The organism is Solibacillus daqui (assembly GCF_028747805.1).
Taxonomy (GTDB): Bacteria; Bacillota; Bacilli; order Bacillales_A; family Planococcaceae; genus Solibacillus; species Solibacillus daqui.
In genome coordinates this window covers 1,762,886-1,785,168 of record NZ_CP114887.1, presented here as the reverse complement: position 1 = coordinate 1,785,168, position 22,283 = coordinate 1,762,886, and the positions used below count along the sequence as shown (strand labels likewise).

Genomic DNA, 22,283 nt, shown 5'->3' with positions numbered 1-22,283 from the left:
CCGGAAACAATTCCTTGCATCTCGTCGTTGTAACTAAAAAAGGCTGGAGGTATTCCATGAATCTTGGCATTCGCACAATCGCATTGCTTCTATTTTTAATTACTGCAATTTTGTTATTTATTTTAGTGATTCAATGTATTCGGTACTTTTTTAGAAAAATAACTTTCCCTAAAAAGCTTGCTCTCATAACTTCTACGGGATTTCTTGTATTGTTAGCGATTTTTGTGTACATTCAATATTTCTTTACGTTTGCACTCATCGGTAAAGAGCATATGCAAATCGGAGCGGGGCCGGTATTATCTCCATCGGAAAACTATGCCGCACAGGTCTACTATGAGCCGTATGGTGGGGTTTTAGGTGGTGTGAACGTTTGGGTGGAAGTGACGGATAACGAAAAGCAAACGACAAAAATCGTATATTACGCGGATGCGAAAAATCAAGTAACACTACAGTGGATAGATGAAACCTCTTTGTTTATTAACAATGAGGACCAAACATATACGGATTCAAATCGAAGTATACAGTTAAATATTGAACGCGAAATATATCATGAGAACGGTTTAGCTTGCCAAAGTTTGTTATTACGTAATAGCTTTGAAACGTGCTATCAATATAAAGATTAAATAAAAAAACATAAGGTCCTTTTAGAAATACCCGCTTAAATTCTCATGTAAGAACCATCGTTTTTTTAATTCATATGATACAAAGAAATATTTGCATTATGTTAGCTGCATTCGAGAATGAACAATTTTCCTTGTACGCTTACATTTTCAACAGTGATTCTAGCATACCGTGTGAATGTTATTTCCCTATTAAAATATAAAGAAGGTGATACAAATACAAAACTCCAAGTATTTAGAACTCCTGTCCGTTCTTGGTATTGGTGGTGCACATCCTGGTGGAATTAATCTTACAAAAGAAATTTTTAAACACGAACATATTAATGATTCGTGTCACGTTTTAGATGTCGGCTGTGGTACGGGTCAAACGGCCGCATACTTAACCCAGACATTCCGTGCAAAAGTTACTGCGCTCGACATTAACCCAACGATGTTAGAAAAGGCGAAATATAGAATGAAAAACAATGAATTACATGTAGAATTCATTGAAGGCTCAATCGAAAATACATCTTTACTGGATAGTCATTTTGATTTTATTCTTACTGAATCGGTGCTTTCATTTGTTAATAAACCAAAGGCATTAAGTGAAATCTATCGGGTACTAAAAGATGGCGGTCGCTTCATTGCCATTGAACAAACAATGAATGAACGATTAGCTCCTGCTGACGAACTCGAAATCATGCAATTTTATGGCTTTGACTCGCTTCTTATGGAAAGCGATTGGGAGGCATTATTAATACAGGCTGGCTTTGAAAATATTCAAATCCAAAATCGCACTACAATAGAATCCGAACCCGATTTTCATTATTCTAATGATATTGACCCGGCGCTTTACGACGTCATGAAAAAGCATTTAGAAATCATGCTTAACTATCAAGGAATTATTAGCTATCGGGTTTATGCATGTACAAAATAACTTACTAGGCATACATGCATTTATAAACCCGACTGAAAGTGTTGTTGTCATAACGTTTTCAGTCGGGTTGACTATTTTTGTATGGGTTTATTTAATAAAAACGTTAAAAATGGATTTTAATCAACCTGTTCAAATTAAACCGAAAAACTCCATTTTTTGCAGAGGTTTTTATCGAGTTAAATCGGATTAAAAAGTGTACACAAATTTACACTCTACACGTAGTAGAAGCATAACCACATGGAAAAGCTGAACTATCGCAAAAATTAGTTCAGCTTTAAAATTAATCATTAAAATCCAAATAATCCACTAAATAAATCTTCTCTATTACAACATCACCCGATAAATTTTCATACATCACATTTAAATAAGTTTCATCAAGCGCAGCCCTCAAATCGGCTTCCGTTATATTTTTTGCATTGAACACAACGCGGAATTCATCATGGATCAAGTGCTCCCCGTACTGCTAATCTTTTATAATTAAACCCAATAAGGTTGAAAATAGGATGGCTTGAGAAGTTGATACGATGCATCCTTTTAATTCTTCAACCGATATCGTTAACGCATCAAAACTAGAAGAACTAATATCTACGCCTTTAAGTGACGTGCCCTCAAAACTGGCTTCATTTAGATGGCAATTGTTAAATTCAACCTTTTTAAATTTGCATTCATAAAAGTCCGCGTTTTGTAGAGAATCATCTTGATAAACCACTTTTTCAAGTTTTGAATCTCCAAAGATAGACATATTCAAAATCGAGTTCTCAAATTTAACATTCCCTATTGAGGATTCTGAAAAATTACTCCCAAGCAATTTACAATTAATAAATTCAGCTCGATGAATGGACGATTTATGAAGATTTACATTTGATAAATCGCAATTTTCAAATCGTACATCAAGAATGTCCATTTTACTAAAATTGGTATTTATGAAAGTGCAATTTTTTAATACGGAACGATATAGCTGAACTCTCTCAACAGACTCATCTGAAAACTCGGCCCCTGTGATAATGCAATTTTCAAGTATTGGATCCTCTTCATAAAAAACATCATGGAATCTTTTTTCAGTTAACGCTAATGGAATTTTTGGAATATCAATTTTCATAAGCTCTGCCCTCTTTTAATCAATTTTTCACGTAATGACTCTCCATTTATTTTCTACAGTATAGCTCATTTACCTCAATACCGATTACGTCTTATGCATTCGGTTCTATGATTATTATTCACTTTACCGAATATACAAAATACATCCTGTTCAAAAGTTGAAAGGATTGCCGATAATAAAAGTAAATATTTTACATATTTAGAGGTGGGCATGAGATGAATATACATTTAGAAAGTCATAACTATTATAACACCATAAAAAAAGAGAGTTCTATTCGCTTATCAGATGCTTTATTTTTAGATAAAAACAAAAAATCTGAAGCAGCCTATGAAATAAAAAAAGAAAACGGCTATATTCGCCATTACGTTACGAAGGCAAATGGCGAAAAAATAATGTTAAGAGAAACATAATTACCAAAATCAAATGAGAATGAACAAGGCACTAGTAACGTGAAAGATATGGTTATTGAAATGGTAATGAGCCAGTTAACAAAAACGCTAGATAAAGAACAGTTCAACATGTTTTCCAAAACTGGCTTAGTCGCTCAAAAGGAAAAGCAGATTGAAAAATACATTACTAGTATTTAGTTTTATTGAACGCCCCCTAGCTCTCGGTGTAGTTTTACAACAGAATAATTTTGAAAAGGTGGAGGGAAAAGTGACGAAGAATACGAGATTAATGAAGCTAAGCGTGATTTTATCGATAGTGGGGATTGTCCTTATTTTGTGTAGTGGCTGGATTGGTAGGTCAATCAGCAATTTATGGCTTCAATCAATTGGAGGCAGTATAGACACGGAAATTTTTCTGTTTATGTTGAACAGTTTTCGTAATAGCGCCCTATTGATCGGTGGCATATTATTCACGGTTTGTTTACCAACTGCCATTTTTGCTTGGTACCAAACTTTGGATAAAGCGGAATGAAACCAAAATTTCTATATATTATACTCCCGATCCTATCGATTTGGTTGATTGTTGGTTGTACAAATAAAGAAACATTAGAAAAGACGGTTAATCCCGAACAATATACAAAGGTTAAACAAGTGGCTTGGGCGTTTGTGGAAGAAAACGAGTGGACGACTACTACCAAGGGAGATTGGCAAAGTGCGACAGTGAAAAAGGTGATTGCTACGAATAACTATCATTTGTTAGATAAAACGGATGAAGGAAAAGAAGCTTTATCTATTACTTTTGAAGACAGGGATAACGTACTAATTAGTACGCCTTCTATTCTTGTAGACCCTGTTACCAATACAGTGATTGGCTTTATGCCAGGGGAATAAACAAATGATTGTTATATATAATTCCCCAAAATACACGTTTAGTAAAACAAAAAAAGCCACTAACGTTGTAAAATTAACGTTTTGTGGCTGTTTGTTTGAATATATTGGCGTAAAAAATTACTGCATTCGATCTAAAAATACTGAAAAGTGCTCCCTTGTTACAGGGTCATTCGGTTTAAAGTTACCCTTATAGCCGATTGAAATGCCATTTGATGCTAATATTTTTATATAATTATAGGCATAATGTGTTTTGCTGACATCGTTAAAATCGGCGGCTGGCGCTTGCATTTTTATTGATTACGAGAAGAAACTTATTTTAAAATTCCCTCTAGCATTAAATTCACTTTTAATACATTGACGGTTGCTTCACCGAAAATTCCTAAAAATTTGTCGTCCGTACATTCATCAATGATTCTTTCAACTTCTTCTATTGATAAGTGATTTGTTTCTGCAAGGCGTTCTACTTGATACATTGCAGATGCCACTGAAATCCCTGGATCTAGACCACTGCCTGAACTTGTGACTAAATCTACCGGAATTGCTTCGCCCTCTTTTGAAGGATGCGCCTTTTGAATCCGGTCAATTCGTTCCGCTACTAATGCTTCAAATTGCTGACTTGCAGGGCTCAAATTTGCAGGGTAAGCATACATCACCGCATTACCCTTTGTATCTTTATATGTGGTCGTATCCAGTTGCATAATTCTTCCCCACATATGCGTATCCTCTGTAAATTGCTGACCCAGAAGCTCTGTCCCATAGATTTTGCCGTCGATTTCAATTAAACTACCATTCGCTTTTTCGGGAAAAACGACTTGTGCAAACCCTGTCATTACCAATGGATAGAAGCCCCCACAAATGATTGAAAACACAACAAAAATTAATATCGCTCTAGACACAGTTCCCTTAAACCATTTCATTTTGAAAACCCCTTTCTCAAGCATGCACTACACCATTACATAAAAATGGCCAGTGACATATCGATTAACTTAATAAAAATAAACGGTGTAATGATCCCTCCAACGCCATAGACAAGAATATTTCTTGCTAATAATTTTTCAGCTGCGACTTCTCGGTACTTAACGCCTCGAAGAGCTAGTGGAATTAACGCGATAATGATGGCGGCATTATAAATAATCGCTGACAAAATCGCACTTTCTGGGCTATGCAAATGCATAATATTTAACTGATTTAATTGTGGATATAAGCCGATAAACAACGCTGGGATAATCGCAAAATACTTCGCTAAATCATTGGCAATGGAAAAGGTTGTTAGGCTGCCTCGCGTCATTAATAGTTGCTTCCCGATACGCACAATTTCGATTAACTTCGTTGGTGAAGAATCCAAATCTACCATATTGCCAGCCTCTTTTGCCGCCTGTGTGCCGGTATTCATAGCAACCGCTACATCTGCTTGTGCTAGGGCTGGGGCATCATTTGTACCGTCACCTGTCATTGCTACGAGATGGCCCTTCCTTTGATAGTCACGAATCATTTCAAGCTTAGCTTCGGGAGTTGCCTCTGCTAAAAAATCATCTACCCCTGCCTCCGCAGCAATAGCGGCAGCTGTTAGCGGGTTATCACCCGTAATCATGATCGTTTTAATCCCCATTTTACGAAGGTCTGCAAACTTTTCTTTTACGCCCTGCTTCACGATGTCTTTTAAGTAAATAACACCTAATACTTTGAAATTTTGCGCTACCACGAGCGGCGTACCACCCTTTTCAGCGATTCGCTTCACCGCATCCTCGCATGACTTACTATACGTGCCACCATGTTGTTCCACATAGTGCTTCATCACTTCCGCTGCACCTTTTCGAATTTCATGCCCTTCAAAGTCGACACCACTCATGCGTGTTCTCGCACTAAATGGAATAAAATTCAAGGCCAGTTCCGACATCGAACGCCCTCTAATTCCAAATTCCTTTTTGGCAAGAATAACGATGCTTCGTCCTTCCGGTGTTTCATCCGCCAATGAAGATAATTGGGCGGCATTTGCTAATTCTTCTGGTTTTACATCATCCACCGCGATAAACTCCGTCGCCTGACGATTGCCAATTGTAATCGTTCCCGTTTTGTCGAGCATTAAAATATCAACATCACCAGCAGCCTCAATCGCTCGCCCACTCATTGCGAGAACATTTGCCTGGTTTAATCTGCTCATGCCTGCAATCCCAATGGCTGAGAGCAATGCACCAATCGTAGTTGGAGCTAAGCAAACAAGTAATGCAACAAGCGTTGTTACTGAAACAGGATTATTTTTCTCTGCTAAATTTGCTGAGAATGCTGAAAACGTATAAAGCGATATTGTGACTAATATAAAAATAATCGATAACGCGACAAGTAAAATTTGAAGTGCTAATTCATTGGGTGTTTTTTTCCGTTGCGCACCTTCCACCATGGCAATCATTTTATCTAAGAAACTTTCACCGGGTATACTTGTCACTTTTATAATGAGCGCATCGGAAATTACCGTTGTGCCACCTGTCACAGCACTTCGATCCCCACCACTTTCTCGGATTACTGGGGCAGATTCACCGGTTATGGCACTTTCGTCAACAGAGGCAGCACCTTCCACAACCTCTCCATCCGCTGGAATTTGCTCACCCATTCGGACAATGACAAAATCGCCCTTTTGTAATGTAGCCGAGGAAACAATTTCAATCGTATCTAAATCATCAATACGTTTTAACTTACTTGCTGCTACATCCTTTTTAGCAGCCCTTAAAGTATCCGCCTGAGCTTTCCCTTTTCCTTCCGCAATGGACTCGGCAAAGTTCGCAAATAAAACGGTAAACCATAAAATAAGTGCAATTGCCAATGTGTAACCCGAACTCGCATCTTGAATGCCAACTAATGACAATCCCCATAGTATTGACGTTAAAATGGCGCTCACATATACAAGCAGCATGACGGGATTCTGTGCTTGATATTTCGGACTGAACTTCACAAAGGAATCCTTTACTGCTCTTATAATAACTTGTTTATCGAACGAGCTATTTTTTGTCTCTTGTATCAAATTAACTACCCCCTAACTCAACATAATTAAAAACTCGGCAATTGGCCCAAGCGCTAAAGCTGGGAAGAAACTTAATGCACCTACCAATAGGACAACAAAAATCAGTAAGAAAATGAACAGTCCATTGCTTGTAGATAACGTACCCGCTGTAGTAGCCATTCTTTTTTTCTGCACTAAGCTTCCTGCAATCGCTAATGTACAGAAAATCGGAACAAAGCGAGCAAAAACCATCGATAATCCTAAAGCCATATTGATGAACGGTGTATTGGCAGCAAATCCTGCAAATGCAGAGCCATTATTTGCTCCTGCTGACGTAAATACGTACAGCAGTTCTGAAAACCCGTGTGGCCCCGAATCATTTAAACTATTCATAACGGATGGTACGATCGCAGCAATGCCTCCACTAACTAGAATCGCAATTGGTGTTGCCAAGCAGCAAAGCACCGCCCATTTCATCTCAAAGGGTTCAATTTTTTTCCCTAAATATTCCGGTGTACGTCCGACCAATAGTCCTGCGATAAATACCGTTAACACTACAAATGACAGCATGCCGTAAAGGCCACTTCCGACACCGCCGAATACAACCTCCCCTAACTGCATTAAAAGCATCGGAATCATACCTCCAAGCGGTGTATAGCTATCATGCATCGCATTGACAGAGCCGTTGGATGCAGCGGTTGTAAATGCCGTCCACATTACGGAGGACACAATTCCAAATCTCGATTCCTTACCTTCCATATTGCCACCTGACTGCTCATCCATCGAAAGATCGACCAACCCATGTTGAGCGAGTTGCGGTGTAGCTGTTTGTTCTACGATTGCTAAACCAGCTATGGCAAGTACTAGCAAACTAAACATCGCGATAAAGATGGCAATTCCCTGCTTCTTATCTAGTAAGCTATAACCGAAAGTAAAGCAAAGTGCCACAGGAATTAATAAAATTGCAATTAACTCTAGTAAATTGGAAAACGCTGTTGGATTTTCGATTGGGTGTGCTGAGTTAACGCCGAAAAATCCTCCGCCATTTGTACCTAGCTGTTTAATGGCGATTTGGCTCGCAGCTGGACCCATTGGCACAAATTGCTCCTTAATCACTTGTGCACCATTTAAGACTTCACCATTAAGCATCACTTCACCAGATGCATCTTCAATCGTTGCACCTTCAATGATTGCACCATCTTCGTCAATGGCAATCGGTTCTAGTAACTGTACAGTTTGTGCTGGTTTTAAATTTTGCACTACCCCCTGTGATATTAAACCGATTGTTATGACTAAGCTAATCGGCAATAAGATGTATAACGTCACTCGCGTCAAATCAACCCAAAAGCTACCGAGTCCCTTATCTTTCACACGCATAAATCCACGAATTAAGGCAAACAAAACAGCAATGCCTGTAGCAGCTGAAACAAAATTTTGAACCGTTAAGCCAAGCATCTGTACTAAGTATGAAACCTGCGCTTCCCCTGTATACGATTGCCAATTCGTATTTGTTATAAAACTTGTTGCGGTATTAAACGATAAATGCCAGCTCATATTCGCAATTCCTTGAGGATTTCCAAATAAATAGCCTTGAACTAACTGTAAAGCAAATAAAAATAGAAACCCTATCCCACTAAAAATCAGCACCGAAAACAGGTATTTCTTCCAGTCCATTTCATCTGTAGATTCAATTTTTAATAATTTATAGATTCCCTTTTCAAATGGCAAAACGATTGTTGAAAGTAACACGCGCTCGCCATTCATAATCTTTCCAATATATTTGCCTAATGGAATTGCCAGCAGTACTAAAATCACTAAGTACAACCCGTACTGCAGTATGCTATTCATCATGCTTGGTCCCCCCTTAGCAAAATCACAACATAGTAAACTAGTAACATCATTGCACTTATTCCAATGGTATTTACAACGAATTGCATGACCATTCCTCCCTTCTCACCTAACAATACAAAATTCAAAATGAAGACGGTGTTAGGAAAACAACAATTGGGATTAAGATTGTGTTAAGAATGAAGATGATCTATTTTGGGGATACATCAAGGATTTTCACTAATTAATAGAAGAGAAAAATCTTTATACTATCTTAATACGATTTAGGTAGATTCTTATTTTTCATTAACATGCATTACGCTATACTATGAATAAATCTAATGGAATAAATGAGGGATGACGATGAATTTCGAGCGAGAAAATCCTGATACGATTTTGAAACGAATTTATACGATTAAAAAAGAAAAGCACAAGGGCCATCTTAAAATTTTCTTTGGCTATGCGGCTGGTGTAGGTAAAACGTATGCCATGCTAAAAGCAGCACATGAGATGAAGGCGCATGGTGTCGATGTTGTTGTCGGCTATCTCGAACCGCATGCAAGACCTGAAACATCCGCTTTATTAGAAGGACTAGAACAAATACCAACACAAACAACTGAGCATAAAGGCATGACCTTACATGAATTTGATTTAGACGCGGCTTTAGCTAGAAAACCGAAGCTTTTACTAGTAGATGAACTTGCGCATAGCAATCTCGAACAATCACGGCATGTGAAACGATATCAAGATATTCAGGAACTATTAAAGGCTGGTATTGATGTCTTTACTACTGTAAATGTCCAGCATATTGAAAGCTTGAATGACTTAGTTGCCTCGCTTACAGGTGTCATCGTACGTGAACGCATCCCAGACCATTTTTTCGATGAAGCAGATCAAGTAACACTCGTTGATATTGAGCCAGCTGACCTTTTAGAAAGGCTGAATGAAGGTAAAATATACAAGCAGCAGCAAGCAGAAAAAGCCGTACAAAGTTTTTTTAAATTAGAAAATTTAGTGGCATTACGTGAAATTGCCTTACGACGCACCGCTGACCGTGTACATCATGTAGCAGAAAAAACGAAGTCAAAGCACAAAGATCACTTAAATGCAGGAGAACATCTATTAGTTTGTTTGTCTTCCTCTCCTTCCAATGAAAAAATAATCCGAACAGCCGCACGAATGGCGCATGCATTTAAAGGTCATTTCACTGCACTTTTTGTAGAAACACCCGATTATAACAATTGGACTGTAGCCAATAAAACGAGATTAAGTAAAAATATGCGCTTAGCCGAACAACTCGGTGCATCCATTGAAAAAGTTCAAGGTGCGGATGTAGCGTTCCAAATTACTGAATTCGCCCGCTATGCGAGTGTCACAAAAATTGTCATCGGTCGTACCAATACAAAGCGCTCTTTATTTCATATTAAAAAGTCTTTTACCGAACAATTAACACAATTAGCACCAAATTTAGATATACATGTCATTCCAGATCAACAAACGAAACCTTTTAAAGTTAAGAAAGATTGGGCAAAAAGGCCTTCTTTTTCAGTGTCTGACTTAGCAAAAGTAATGGTCTTACTAGCAATCACCACTGCCCTTGGTTTTTTATTTAAGCGATTAGACTTTAACGAAACCAATATTATTAATCTCTATATACTCGGTGTTCTTGCGACGGCCATTGTAACGGCGAATCTTTTTTGTAGTATTTTAATGGCCACGCTCAGTGTCTTAGCCTTTAATTTCTTCTTTATCTACCCAACGTATTCACTTGCAGCATACGAGCAGAGTTATCATGTGACGTTTATCATTATGTTTATCACCGCTTTTACAATTGGAACATTAGCAAGTAAACTTCGCAGACAAGCGCACATATCAGCTGAAACTGCTTATCGAACAAAAATATTACTAGAAACGAATCAATTGCTTCAGCAATCCAACAGTTCGATTGCAATTATGGATACAGCTGCACATCAAGTTGGGAAACTCGTAAATCGGTCGATCGTATACTATCCGGTACTCGATAATGTGCTGCAACAACCTGTCGTGATTGCAACGACTCAAGGTTTTGATCACGAAACATTGATTACAGATAATGAACATGCTGTTGCGTCTTGGGTATTTAATAACAGTAAACATGCCGGGGCATCAACAAATACATTAAGTAATGCGAAATGTTTGTATTTGGCACTACGAACAAATTTAAATGTTTATGGTGTGATGGGCATCTCACTAGAACAAGGCGAAACACTTGATACTTTCGAAAAAAGCCTAGTTTTATCCATGCTTGGAGAATGTGCAGTAGCGCTTGAAAAAGAACATTTTATTCGGCAACGGGAAGAAGCCGTTTCTCAGGCAAAAAATGAGCAATTACGCGCGAATTTATTACGTGCTATTTCCCATGATTTACGGACACCTTTGACAACGATTTTAGGAAATGCCGACATTCTTTTAGCAAACAGCACGCAGCTTGAAGCACAAACAAAGAATCGATTATACGAGGATATTTTTGATGATGCAAAGTGGCTCATTCATTTAGTTGAAAACTTACTTTCGATTACACGAATTGAAGATGGGACCATGCAAATTCAGATGAAAGCAGAGCTAATTGATGAAGTGATTGAAGAAGCGCTAAAACATATTAACCGAAAACGTGATGAACATGTCATTCAGGTTGCACACAACGAAAATTTTTTAATGGCAAAGGTTGATACGCGGCTCATTGTTCAGGTCCTCATCAATCTAGTAGATAATGCGATTAAATACACACCGGCCGGATCAGAAATTATGATTTCAACTAAAAAACACAAAGATTGGATTGTAGTAGATGTAGCAGATAACGGGAGCGGCATAGACGACAAAGCAAAAGAGCATCTCTTTGATATGTTTTATTCCGCATCGCAAAGTATAGCGGATAGCCGAAGAGGAATGGGCATTGGCCTTGCATTATGTAAGTCCATTATTCAAGCACATGGGGGCACATTAACAGTCCATGACCACTTGCCAACAGGTGCTATATTCCGATTCACGCTGCAATCACAGGAGGTTGAACTATGATCAAGCCATTTATTTTAATCGTAGAAGATGATGAAGCCATCAAAAATTTAATAGCAACAACATTAGAAACACAGCACTACCATTTTCATACTGCTGGAAATGGTAGTCAAGCCATATTAGAAGCAGTTTCGCATAATCCGGACATTGTCATTTTAGATTTAGGCTTACCCGATTTCGACGGCATTGACATTATAAAAAAAATCCGTTCTTGGTCGATGATGCCCATCATTGTGGTGAGTGCAAGAAGTACGGATCAAGACAAAATTGATGCACTTGACGCAGGTGCCGATGATTATTTAACGAAGCCTTTTTCTGTTGAGGAACTACTCGCCCGTTTACGCGTGGCCATTCGACGTATTCACTATAGTAATATAGAAAACACACAACAAAATGCCCTCTTTACTAATGGAGAACTTACCATTGATTACGCTGGTGGTTGTGCGTATGTAAACGAAAAAGAACTGCATTTAACACCCATTGAATACAAATTGCTTGTTCTACTTTCCAAAAATATAGGCAAAGTCTTAACACATAATTATATTACAAAAGAAATTTGGGGAAATAGCTGGGAGAATAATGTGGCTTCGCTTAGAGTGTTTATGGCTACCTTACGAAAAAAAATCGAATCAGATCATCACCAAAAGTATATCCAAACGCATATCGGTGTCGGCTATCGCATGTTGAAAAATTAATGAGTTAGTGAAAAAAACAGCCACTAACGTTGTGAACTCAACGTTTTTTGGCTGTTTTTTTTGAAAATATATTGTGGCAATATATTACTGCATTCGAGCTAAAAATACTGAAAAGTGTTCCCTTGTTACAGGGTCATTCGGCTTAAAGTTGCCCTTATAGCCGATTGAAATGCCATTTGATGCTAATATTTTAATGTAATGATAGGCATAATGTGTTTTGCTGACATCGTTAAAATCGGCGACTGGAGCTTGCATTTTTAAGTTATATGCATTAACTAAAATCTTCGCTAATTGTGCACGTGTTAACGATTGTGACAGCTGCATTTTACCGTAGCTGCCATCAATAATCCCTGCTTCATAAAATGGTGTAATGATTGCATAGTCCTCACTATTTTCCGCTACATCTTGGAATGACGTCATTGGACGAATTTTTTCAAATTGTAAATTTGTATCGCGAGAAAGCATTAAGAATACTTGTCGGCGTGTAATCGAATTTGCTGGCTTGAAAGTACCATCCTCATAGCCTTTAATGATTTCTTTGTCTGTCAAATACATAATTTCCTCAACATACGCATTTTTTGATGTGATATCTGAAAACGGTACATCATATGCCGAAATTGTATAGTCGATTTGCGGTCTATCAAAACTGGATCCTAGAATAATAGTATACTTCCCTGGTTCGAGATTATACGTATAATGAAGGCGATTGGACTTTGCATAAATATCAGATTCTATATAGATATTCTTCGACAAATCCTGTTGGTCGCGTTTTATAAGTTGCATTTGTAGTCCATTTTCTTCCGCTAGCTCACTATTGACAACTACTCCTATTTTCTTTGACTCCTGTAGTGTAAAGCTGAAATCGTCATTACGAGAAATGACACCGCGATATTTTGTATTGAGCATAATCGGTGTGTCAGAATCACCGCGCTTGAATGTTTCAGGATTTTCAATTGGCTGTGCTTCTATTTCAAAACGATATTGACGATCATACACACGATTCTGCGTAAAAGTTGATACGTAATACGTTCCTGGCTGTAACACTTCCACCACATGCCCTTTATTGGCAGGCCATTGCTCGCCAGCTTTTAAATCTCTCCCCAAATCATACACATTTTTCTCTGCATTCGTAATTGAAACGCTTACCCAGTTATAGTCTTTATTGGCAACAGAGCCATTAATTTTTACGAGACTTGGCACCGTTAATGTAAAACGATAATAATCACTTTGATACAAATCATCACTTGTTGTCACTTGCTCAATCACCGTATTGATCGGAATATCAATTGCTTCTTGACGACTATTATTCGGTTCTAGATAATAAGGACTGATTAAATCTGACACTTGATAGCTCGCCTCATATGGCTGTTCAGGTGAATTACTAATGTAAATACCGTATGTCCCTTTTTTCAATTGAATTTGATGCACGGTCTTTTCAGGATCTCTGTCATTTACATTCGAGCTCAGCCAAATAATATCCCCCTGCTTTGTCGGACTTCCGTACATTAGCTTGATGTTCGTATCCTTTACTAAGGTAAAGGTATACAGCGAATCTTCCGCGACTTCAATTCGATAATAACCGTACCTTTCATAGCCTGATGAATATTTTGAAGTAGGTGCAGTTAATACCTCACCCTCATGCCAAAAGGCTGTATTTTTTAAATAATCACTTAATGGTTCCTCTGCATTCACCTGAAGTGAAAAACCAAAAAGCAACATAAGTGTATATAAAAACGGTTTCATCATGTCCTCCAAATATCAAATATTTATCATTTTATCATAGTAGATTTAGAGAAAGAAACCGCAGTTTATAAGGTAATTTTTTCAAGCAAACAAAAATAATGTATTTAATCCATTGCAAAAAAGGATACGATTAAATTAATAACTCATTAGAGCATTTTTCATTACAAAATTTGGAATACAGTGCATTTATCTAATATAATCCGTTCTGCTACGTTAAGGTGGACGCTTTTCTGGGGGCGTGGCTTCAACTAACTCATTTGTGCCTCTGACGGTGGCACAAATGAGTGGATTTTCCGCACACGCTTGATCCCCTAGAAGTCGCCCCCTTCACTTCGCGCCACTCTACTATTAATTTAAAATTGGTTTCTATTACAAAGATTTTGAATAAAGTGTGCTGATTTAAGCTTTGTAATTGAAATAAAGTCTAAGGATGTTTTTACTTTGACACAATAAAAGTAGTTAATTTATTGCTGTGGCTAACTTTTAATCAAAATACAATATTGTAAACAGCGAGCATTTTCTTCATCACCGTCGCCTCGCGATAGCGCAAGCGGCAGCATTTTACGCTCTTTACTATATAGGGATAAGTAACATTTTAATTTGGCGGGCCTTGCATGCGGCATTAAAGACAGTAGTATGGACACGTACCACGTGGCCATAATGCTGTCATGCCGTAGCCCGCCGAAAATAAGTAGATTACACTTAATCCATTTTTTGTTAGTAAATTTGTTCAATGTTAGTTAATATTGTAATTGTGAATGAGACTACTATCTTTACTTGTCCAAAGAACGCATAAATGGACAGGTTCTACTCATTGCATATTGTTATACTGTGTTTAGAAGGAGCAGATAAAATGACATGGATTCAATCGATTCAGCAAGCCATTACTTATATTGAGAAGAATTTATTAGAAGAAATAGCGATCGAGGATATTGCAAGAGAGGCACATTGCTCAGCATTTCATTTCCAGCGTGTGTTTTCAATTTTAACCAATATGACCGTTGCTGACTACATTCGAAAACGACGAATGACGCTTGCCGCACAGGATTTAATTAGTACAGACGAAAAAATTATTACGATTGCATTAAAGTATGGCTATGATTCACCTGAATCCTTTACGAAGGCTTTTCGTAAGCAGCATCAACTCTCCCCTTCAGAGGTGAGAAAGCAAGAAGGTACTATAACGAGCTATCTCCCATTAACAATACATGTGAGCTTGAAAGGAGCGGAACCCATGAATTATCAAATTATTGACAAAGACAGCTTTCAAATTTTAGGTTCAAAACGCACGTACAATTGTAAAACAGGTGAAAACACAAAAAATATCCCGTTATTTTGGGACGAGGCCAATGCAAATGGCACAACGGAACTGCTAAGTAAGCAAAATGATGGGGTCATTGACGGAATACTTGGTGTTTGTGTAGCCCATGCCGACTATGCACATACAGAAATGATTGACTATTGGATTGCGACAACGTCTATTACACATTCAGATGACTTTGAGACTTTAACGATTCCTTCATCAAAATGGGTGAAGTTTGAAGTCCATGGAGCGATGCCAGATGCGATGCAAAATACGTGGAAGCAAATCTATAGTGAATGGTTCCCTGCCCATCCTTATACACCAACCGGAACACCCGAGTTAGAGGTATATACAGATGATGATCCATCTAGCCCTGACTGCTATTCTGAAATTTGGATTCCGATAAAATAATTTCAATTTTCAGCTCTCAAGTGAACAAAATCGTATGTGAACCTTTAATGGGCACATACGATTTTTTTGAGCACTTTACCTAAAGCAGTTCCAACCATCATACTATTTGAACTACCAATTTCAGTTGTTTAATTAATTACCAACTAAGCTTTCATATATTGCGATATGGTTTTTGCTCATTAAAATAGGGTGAACTTCCTTCACATTCAATCTAAAAATTAGTAAAAACATAGTTATATGCAAATATGAATACAATATTTAGTCCTATCGCAGTAATTGATTTGATGAAAGGTTCTTTTAACACAATTGCACCTATTCCTAAAAGAACGCCGCAAAATGTCACTATTGGTGGTAAAAAAAGGATACCTATACTTAAAACCCGAAAAATATTACCGTCAAAATAGCCCGCTAAAAAACTGATTATACTTAACGTTACATTGAAGGCTACACATAAAAATGACAATTTATTTGCTGGCAATGGTATACCCTCTAGTGATTAAAATGGATTCTGTTTTTTGATTATGAAAGATTAATATTCAAACTAACAACACCATTATCAAACAAATTTTATATTTCTCTTAATAGCAATTTCAACCAATGCAAAGAGTAAACCGGCAACACTAAAAAGAAGAATTGGGCTAATAATTCTTAGATTAAATTCTTCTATAAATCGCGCATCATAGATGATTTTAAAAACTAATGTCCCCATTCCCCCGCCAAACAAAGTGAATATAATCATTTTGAATACAGGTTTTTTCACATATTTACTTACGATGAATGTTAGAGGCATAAACGAAATCGGATATAAAATTATCACTATAGAGGTCTCAATGAATACTAAAGCTGGGCCTAAATCATTCAATCCAAAATATTCCGTAGTCCTGATTTTATTTCCTTCTATTAATTCTATGCCAAATGCTGCACAAGAAAACAACAGCACAAATGGTATCCACATGATTAAACTATGATAAAAAGTTTTCATCTTACACCTTTTCTTATATCGTTGACATATTTATGATAATAACTAACTCAAATTCCAATTCCCCTCAATAATAGTATATCAGTTAAATCTCTTAACAAAAGCCTACTCGCGACATACAAGTAGGCGTAAATTTACGATTTTCGCAGTGGTCGCTCTCTCGGGGTAATGTTAATAATATAGTAACCTATGATTAAAACTAATATAACCGCTGCAAAAATAAGCGTATCCATCGCGGAATCATGTTCGACGATAATAAGCCGCAGCATCGCCGTAATTCCAATATACATAAAATAACGAAGCGGGAAATGATAATCCTCTTTAAAGTATTTTACAATCATAGTTATGAACTCGAAATAAAGGAAGAATACTAAAATCTTCGCTAAAAAATATTTGTATTCTCGCTTTTCTCCGCCAACGATAAACTTTAAAAACTCCACCATTTCAATAATGAGCATGACGCATAAAGCAAACGCAAGTACCGTTAAACCGACATTCAAAATCATTTGCAAAACCTTCGGAATCAATTCCTTAAATGGCTTAGGATCCGTTAAACGCTTCATTATTACGCACCTCCAGACGGTATATTTTCAGATTATTCCATCATTTGTAGGATGTCAATTTTGTAAGCGATTACTATTTCAAAAAATTTTTGGATTGCTAAAAAGAACTAATTTTTTCTAAAAATGCTTCAATAAAAAGAGACACCTAATACCATTTAGGTGTCTCCTGTTTCAAGATAGATTAATGTGATTTTGTTTTTGTTGCGACAACGAACGCTGCAATAATCGCTAGCAATACGATCATAAATGGTGCATAGAATATTAAAAAGTCACTCATGTTGTCATCTCCTTATACATGCGTTTCATCCTCTCCGGAAATATAACCCTTGTTAAAGATAAATAGCTTAAATACTAAATAAATAGATGGTACAAGTAAACAAAGTCCCGCAATAAATGCTACAACAAGTGCAATGGCCATCGTTTCATTTGTAAAGCTATCGTGAACCGTTAAATATGGGTACAACAAGTATGGATAATGTGAAATCCCATAGGCAAAAAATGCTGTCGCAAATTGGAAGATTAATAAGGTCACGGCTAAACCATACTTACTTTTTGCCCAAAGTAACCAATACGTCGCTAAAAATAAGATTCCTGACACAATAAATAACCATGATAAATCAATCATTTGCTCATAATGCCAATTGTCAGTAGATCGTAGTTCAATTATGATGCCAAATGCGCTGATAATTAAAGGAATCCCCCATACTAATGCATATTTACGCATTAAATCACTCGCCTTTTGATCTCCAGCTTTTTGTGCATACCATGTTAAAAATATAGCGGAAATATAAAGTACGGCTGTCACACTTAAGGCTACAATCGACCAAGCGAGCGGACTTGTAAGTAATGCCCCGTAATCTAATTGTGGACCCGCTTCGTTCATCATCACAAAGCCACCTTCAGATATCGTCAAAACAACAGATAGCGATGCCGGAATAAATAATCCTGCTAACCCATAAGCCAGTGCATAGCCTTTATGACCTCGCGTACCACTGTAGGATTCAAATGCATAGTAACTACCTCGAATCGTCAGTAAAATTAGCGCTACAGATGCTGGAACTAATAAAATTGTCCCGTAGTAATAAGCTGTTTGCGGAAAGAACCCCACAATTCCAACAAAGAAGAACACTAAAAAGACGTTTGTAATTTCCCATACCGGCGATAAATAACGCTTGATGACTTTCGATAAAATATGATTTTTACCTGTAATCAAACTATATGCATTAAAAAATCCTGCCCCAAAATCAATCGACGCTACGATAACATAACCAAATAAGAAAATCCAAAGAACGGAAATACCTAATAACTCTAAACTCATTGATGTACACCGCCTTTACGTGCAGCTATTTCCTTTTCAACAGGGTTATTTTTAAACATTCGATGAAGTACAACCACACTTCCAATTCCAAGAATTAAATACACAATACCAAATGCAATGAACAGCCATTCGACACCAGTTGCTGTCGTAGCACCATCTTCTGTTCGCATTAATCCATATAATATCCATGGTTGACGTCCTAGCTCTGCTAGCCACCATCCTGCTTCAATGGCTACAAGCGATAACGGCCCACTTAAGACAATCAGCCATCTAAACCAACGAGCTTCAATCCATAGCCAATTTCTCCATTTCCCTAGTACAAAGGCTAGAGAAAGGAAAATCATCAGAACACCAATTGACACCATAATATCAAAGAAGTAATGAATGATTAATGGTGGTCTTTCATCCTCTGAAAACTCATTTAACCCTGTAACTTCAGCATTAAAATCATCGCTCGCTAAGAAACTTAAAACCTTTGGAATTCGAATTTCATATTTGACTTCCTCGCCATCTAAAACACCGAAAAAGATTAAATCAGCACCTTCCTCTGTTTCAAAGTGCCATTCCGCTGCCGCTAATTTTTCAGGTTGATACTCTGCTAAATATTTCGCAGAGAAGTCACCAACAACAGCTGTCGCGATTGAGAAAATAATTCCTAGTTTCATCATTAAATAAAGTGCTTTTTTGTGGTATACCTGTTCCTCACCCTTTAATAACTTATACGCAGCAATTGCAGCCAGTATAAAGGCAACCGTCATAAAGCTTGATGTTAATACGTGCCCAATTTTTGTTGGCATCGCTGGCGTAAACATTGCTAAAATTGGTTGGATATTAATTAATTCACCACCAACGATATCGAAGCCACGTGGTGCATTCATAAAGGCATTGACCACCGTAATAAATACAGCTGACATCGAAGCACCAATCGCTACTGGGATAAGTAACAACATATGATGCTTTGGGTTTTTAAAGCGATCCCAAGTATATAAGTAAATCCCTAAAAAGATTGCTTCAAAAAAGAATGCAAAAGTCTCCATAAATAAAGGCAGTGCAATAATTTGTCCTGCCAACTCCATAAATTGCGGCCATAATAAAGATAGCTGTAGACCAATTACTGTGCCCGTTACAACACCTACCGCTACTGTGATCGTAAAGCCCCGTGCCCAACGACGAGCCATTAATGTATAGTGCTCATCATTTTTCTTATATCCTACATATTGAGCAATTAAAATCATAAGTGGTACACCGACACCAAGTGTTGCAAATAGTATATGGAAGGATAAAGTTAGTTCTGTTAATGCTCTGCTCCAAAATACGGCTGAGTTCTCCATGTTATTTGCCTCCTATTCCTTAGAAAAGCACATTTCGAGCCAAATAGCGCAAAATGATGCCTTTTCTTATGGGGATTTCCTTAAAAAAGTTACATTCTCTTATCCACTAGAAAATCGCTGAAACAATAGCCACCATTGCAATGGCCGATAATGTGAAACTTGCAATCAAAAACCTTTTTTTCATTTTTATTCACCTCTTTTAAAAGATCAATCTTACTAATGTAAATTATTATAGTAAGATAATTCATCTTAAAATATAGGGGTTTACCACTATAACTGCTTAAAAATTTGAGCAGATTGTGGACAAAACTATAAAAAAAAGCCCAACACCACTTAGTAGGTATTGAGCTTCATCTATATTATTTGATATAGCCATTCGCTATGCCATATTGAATTATTTCTGCCTTAGATTTGACTTTTAATTTTTGCATAATGTTAGACTTGTGACTTTCTACGGTTTTAGAGCTAATAAATAGCTTTTCCGCAATTTGTACATTGGTATAGCCTAAAATTGTTAGGCGTACAATTTCTTGTTCCCGTGTAGAAAGTACATCACTTTTTTGCTTTCCTTTATTTTTAAATAATTTTTCAATTTGTTCAGGCGGTAATCCAACTTCGAAATAGGTTTTGTTATGAATCACTGCTTGAATTGCCTCATACATAATGCCACCTTGGCTATTTTTCAAAATATAGCCATCAGCTTCAACTTCGATTGCTTGTTGGATAAAAGCAACTTCATTATGCATTGTTAAAAAAATGATTTTTATATGAGGGAGATTCTTTTTAATTTCCTTTGTTGCTGTAAAACCATCAATTCCATTTGGAATCGAAATGTCCATTAATATTACATCTGGGTTCTTTTGGTACGCTAATTGGATGGCCTCCTCACCGTCATTCGCTTCTCCTACTACAGAAATATCACCCTGATTTTCTAATAATAAAGCAATGCCTTTACGAATGAGAATATGATCATCTACTAATAAAACGTTAATCATGCTCCGATCTCCAACTAGGTACAACGACGTCAATCGATGTACCATTTCCTATCGTTGAATCAATGTCGAACTTTCCATTTAGTAAATCAATGCGTTCCTCCATATGCTTCAATCCTAAGCCCTCACTTTGTATATTTTCTCGATTAAATCCATTGCCGTTATCCCGAATATTCATATAAATATGCGTTTTATCCTTTACAATGCGAATCTGAACCTTATTGGCATTTGCATATTTTACTACGTTATGCAGAGCTTCTTGAATAACTCGATATAAATTGATTTCTACAACCGGATCACAACGATCTAAGCCTTTTGTTGAAAGCTCTATTGAAATCGAAGGTAGATTTTTCATAATGTTTTCAATCATCATCCGAATCGTCGGTTCTAAACCTAATTGATCTAGGCTGTGTGGACGTAATTGATGCGAATAGGCATTAACATCATCCATCGCTTTTTGAAGTTCCTGCTGTACCTCTTTAATATATTGATTTAGTTTGTCATTATCTTTTATAAATGAATCAACGGCTTGTAAGGCCACTGAAACGGTGAATAATGATTGTCCGACCCCGTCATGTAGTTCTTGAGCAAGACGCTTATGCTCAGATTCTTTAGCTTCTATTAAGGCTCGGATCATTTTTTTGGTTGTTTCTACCTCTTGTGCCTTTTTAAATGTCTCCTGATCACGCAGTACAAGTAAGTATTCTGTCTCACCTGTTTCATCATTCGAATAAATGGCAGCCGTACTCATTTCTACGTCAATTTTCATGCCGTGATATGTAGGCATTTGAGATAGAAAAGAAGGAACTTCACTATTTGCTATCAAATAACAGGTAGGCTCGCCCTCTTCTTTTTGTCTTTCCATACAAAATGTACAGAACGGCACAGTGTCACCGATTTTCCAGCCTGTTAATTTTTTGGCTGCTGGATTCATCATCATAATTTTTCGATTCGTTTTCATTATAATAATGCCATCTTGAATGTGTTCATAAATATCTTTTAAATAATCAATTGGTGAACGAGATGTCATGTCAATCTCCTCCTCTTTATTTATTATCCTTCTTATAGCTTCTTTTTTAAACAATACTGCCTGCATTATGAAAATGTCTCTGAATTGTTCAAACTTATCATAAATAAAGCAAAAATAAATTATAAAGGGG

At 37.1% G+C, this 22,283-nt stretch carries 23 protein-coding genes; 8 read left to right on the top strand and 15 right to left on the bottom strand.

The features are described from left to right. Positions 1 to 56: 56 nt before the first annotated feature. Positions 57 to 623 carry a DUF5412 family protein gene (locus O7776_RS08595; protein WP_274310184.1) on the top strand — a complete coding sequence of 189 codons (567 nt, stop codon included), beginning with the start codon at positions 57 to 59 and terminating at the stop codon, positions 621 to 623. Between the two features lie 205 nt (positions 624 to 828). Next, entirely contained in the window at positions 829 to 1,536 is a 708-nt protein-coding gene (locus tag O7776_RS08590; RefSeq protein WP_274310183.1) for a class I SAM-dependent methyltransferase, read from the top strand. A gap of 280 nt (positions 1,537 to 1,816) precedes the next feature. Here the strand turns inward: O7776_RS08590 and O7776_RS08585 are convergent, their stop codons facing one another. Further along, positions 1,817 to 1,984, bottom strand: a complete 168-nt coding sequence (locus O7776_RS08585; RefSeq protein ID WP_274310182.1) for a hypothetical protein — start codon at positions 1,982 to 1,984, stop codon at positions 1,817 to 1,819. Between the two features lie 15 nt (positions 1,985 to 1,999). Beyond that, positions 2,000 to 2,635 carry a pentapeptide repeat-containing protein gene (locus O7776_RS08580; RefSeq protein ID WP_274310181.1) on the bottom strand — a complete coding sequence of 212 codons (636 nt, stop codon included), beginning with the start codon at positions 2,633 to 2,635 and terminating at the stop codon, positions 2,000 to 2,002. Between the two features lie 215 nt (positions 2,636 to 2,850). On the opposite strand from O7776_RS08580, the gene O7776_RS08575 reads away from it, so the two are divergent. From O7776_RS08575 to O7776_RS08565, 3 genes are all read left to right on the top strand, one after another. Continuing rightward, positions 2,851 to 3,045 carry a hypothetical protein gene (locus O7776_RS08575; RefSeq protein WP_274310180.1) on the top strand — a complete coding sequence of 65 codons (195 nt, stop codon included), beginning with the start codon at positions 2,851 to 2,853 and terminating at the stop codon, positions 3,043 to 3,045. A gap of 151 nt (positions 3,046 to 3,196) precedes the next feature. Then, positions 3,197 to 3,556 carry a hypothetical protein gene (locus tag O7776_RS08570; protein ID WP_274310179.1) on the top strand — a complete coding sequence of 120 codons (360 nt, stop codon included), beginning with the start codon at positions 3,197 to 3,199 and terminating at the stop codon, positions 3,554 to 3,556. Further along, positions 3,553 to 3,915, top strand: coding sequence for a hypothetical protein (locus tag O7776_RS08565; RefSeq protein ID WP_274310178.1), 363 nt, complete (start codon positions 3,553 to 3,555; stop codon positions 3,913 to 3,915). The genes O7776_RS08570 and O7776_RS08565 overlap by 4 nt, the downstream gene beginning before the upstream one ends. A 117-nt stretch (positions 3,916 to 4,032) precedes the next feature. Here O7776_RS08565 and O7776_RS20320 read toward each other — a convergent pair whose 3' ends face one another. From O7776_RS20320 to kdpA, 4 genes are read right to left on the bottom strand one after another with little or no spacing between them, the layout of a single operon-like run. Continuing rightward, positions 4,033 to 4,203, bottom strand: a complete 171-nt coding sequence (locus O7776_RS20320) for an S-layer homology domain-containing protein (RefSeq protein ID WP_420802159.1) — start codon at positions 4,201 to 4,203, stop codon at positions 4,033 to 4,035. Positions 4,204 to 4,226: 23 nt separating this feature from the next. Then, positions 4,227 to 4,832 (bottom strand): potassium-transporting ATPase subunit KdpC, encoded by a 606-nt coding sequence (kdpC, locus tag O7776_RS08560; protein ID WP_274310177.1) that lies wholly within the window; start codon positions 4,830 to 4,832, stop codon positions 4,227 to 4,229. Positions 4,833 to 4,867: 35 nt separating this feature from the next. Beyond that, on the bottom strand, positions 4,868 to 6,889 hold the full coding sequence (gene kdpB / locus O7776_RS08555; protein ID WP_420802171.1) for a potassium-transporting ATPase subunit KdpB: 2,022 nt from the start codon (positions 6,887 to 6,889) through the stop codon (positions 4,868 to 4,870). A gap of 54 nt (positions 6,890 to 6,943) precedes the next feature. Then, on the bottom strand, positions 6,944 to 8,761 hold the full coding sequence (kdpA, locus tag O7776_RS08550; protein WP_274310175.1) for a potassium-transporting ATPase subunit KdpA: 1,818 nt from the start codon (positions 8,759 to 8,761) through the stop codon (positions 6,944 to 6,946). Positions 8,762 to 9,100: 339 nt separating this feature from the next. Between kdpA and O7776_RS08545 the strand changes: the two genes are divergently transcribed. Both O7776_RS08545 and O7776_RS08540 read left to right on the top strand, forming a co-directional pair. Then, on the top strand, positions 9,101 to 11,791 hold the full coding sequence (locus tag O7776_RS08545) for a sensor histidine kinase (protein ID WP_274310174.1): 2,691 nt from the start codon (positions 9,101 to 9,103) through the stop codon (positions 11,789 to 11,791). Then, the gene (locus O7776_RS08540) at positions 11,788 to 12,483 is read left to right on the top strand and encodes a response regulator (protein WP_274310173.1); all 696 of its coding nucleotides are present in this window, start codon (positions 11,788 to 11,790) and stop codon (positions 12,481 to 12,483) included. Before O7776_RS08545 ends, O7776_RS08540 begins: the two co-directional genes overlap by 4 nt. Positions 12,484 to 12,567: 84 nt before the next feature. Here O7776_RS08540 and O7776_RS08535 read toward each other — a convergent pair whose 3' ends face one another. Next, on the bottom strand, positions 12,568 to 14,226 hold the full coding sequence (locus tag O7776_RS08535; protein WP_274310172.1) for an S-layer homology domain-containing protein: 1,659 nt from the start codon (positions 14,224 to 14,226) through the stop codon (positions 12,568 to 12,570). 853 nt (positions 14,227 to 15,079) lie between these two features. On the opposite strand from O7776_RS08535, the gene O7776_RS08530 reads away from it, so the two are divergent. After that, a complete protein-coding gene (locus tag O7776_RS08530) occupies positions 15,080 to 15,940 on the top strand; it encodes an AraC family transcriptional regulator (RefSeq protein WP_274310171.1) in 861 nt (286 codons plus the stop codon). Positions 15,941 to 16,151: 211 nt separating this feature from the next. Here the strand turns inward: O7776_RS08530 and O7776_RS08525 are convergent, their stop codons facing one another. From O7776_RS08525 to O7776_RS08495, 8 genes are all read right to left on the bottom strand, one after another. Beyond that, a complete protein-coding gene (locus O7776_RS08525; protein WP_274310170.1) occupies positions 16,152 to 16,418 on the bottom strand; it encodes a hypothetical protein in 267 nt (88 codons plus the stop codon). Positions 16,419 to 16,496: 78 nt separating this feature from the next. Next, positions 16,497 to 16,922 carry a hypothetical protein gene (locus O7776_RS08520; RefSeq protein ID WP_274310169.1) on the bottom strand — a complete coding sequence of 142 codons (426 nt, stop codon included), beginning with the start codon at positions 16,920 to 16,922 and terminating at the stop codon, positions 16,497 to 16,499. 131 nt (positions 16,923 to 17,053) lie between these two features. Beyond that, on the bottom strand, positions 17,054 to 17,482 hold the full coding sequence (gene psiE, locus O7776_RS08515; RefSeq protein ID WP_274310168.1) for a phosphate-starvation-inducible protein PsiE: 429 nt from the start codon (positions 17,480 to 17,482) through the stop codon (positions 17,054 to 17,056). Positions 17,483 to 17,663: 181 nt separating this feature from the next. After that, on the bottom strand, positions 17,664 to 17,759 hold the full coding sequence (cydS, locus tag O7776_RS20315) for a cytochrome bd oxidase small subunit CydS family protein (RefSeq protein ID WP_408641627.1): 96 nt from the start codon (positions 17,757 to 17,759) through the stop codon (positions 17,664 to 17,666). A 12-nt stretch (positions 17,760 to 17,771) separates the two neighbouring features. Next, on the bottom strand, positions 17,772 to 18,800 hold the full coding sequence (locus tag O7776_RS08510) for a cytochrome d ubiquinol oxidase subunit II (RefSeq protein WP_274310167.1): 1,029 nt from the start codon (positions 18,798 to 18,800) through the stop codon (positions 17,772 to 17,774). Then, positions 18,797 to 20,131: a cytochrome ubiquinol oxidase subunit I gene (locus O7776_RS08505; protein WP_274310166.1), complete on the bottom strand. Its 1,335-nt coding sequence runs from the start codon at positions 20,129 to 20,131 to the stop codon at positions 18,797 to 18,799. Before O7776_RS08505 ends, O7776_RS08510 begins: the two co-directional genes overlap by 4 nt. Positions 20,132 to 20,490: 359 nt before the next feature. Beyond that, complete coding sequence (locus O7776_RS08500; RefSeq protein ID WP_274310165.1) at positions 20,491 to 21,126, bottom strand: response regulator; 636 nt, start codon at positions 21,124 to 21,126, stop codon at positions 20,491 to 20,493. After that, positions 21,119 to 22,153, bottom strand: coding sequence for a sensor histidine kinase (locus tag O7776_RS08495; RefSeq protein WP_274310164.1), 1,035 nt, complete (start codon positions 22,151 to 22,153; stop codon positions 21,119 to 21,121). The genes O7776_RS08500 and O7776_RS08495 overlap by 8 nt, the downstream gene beginning before the upstream one ends. Positions 22,154 to 22,283 lie beyond the last annotated feature (130 nt).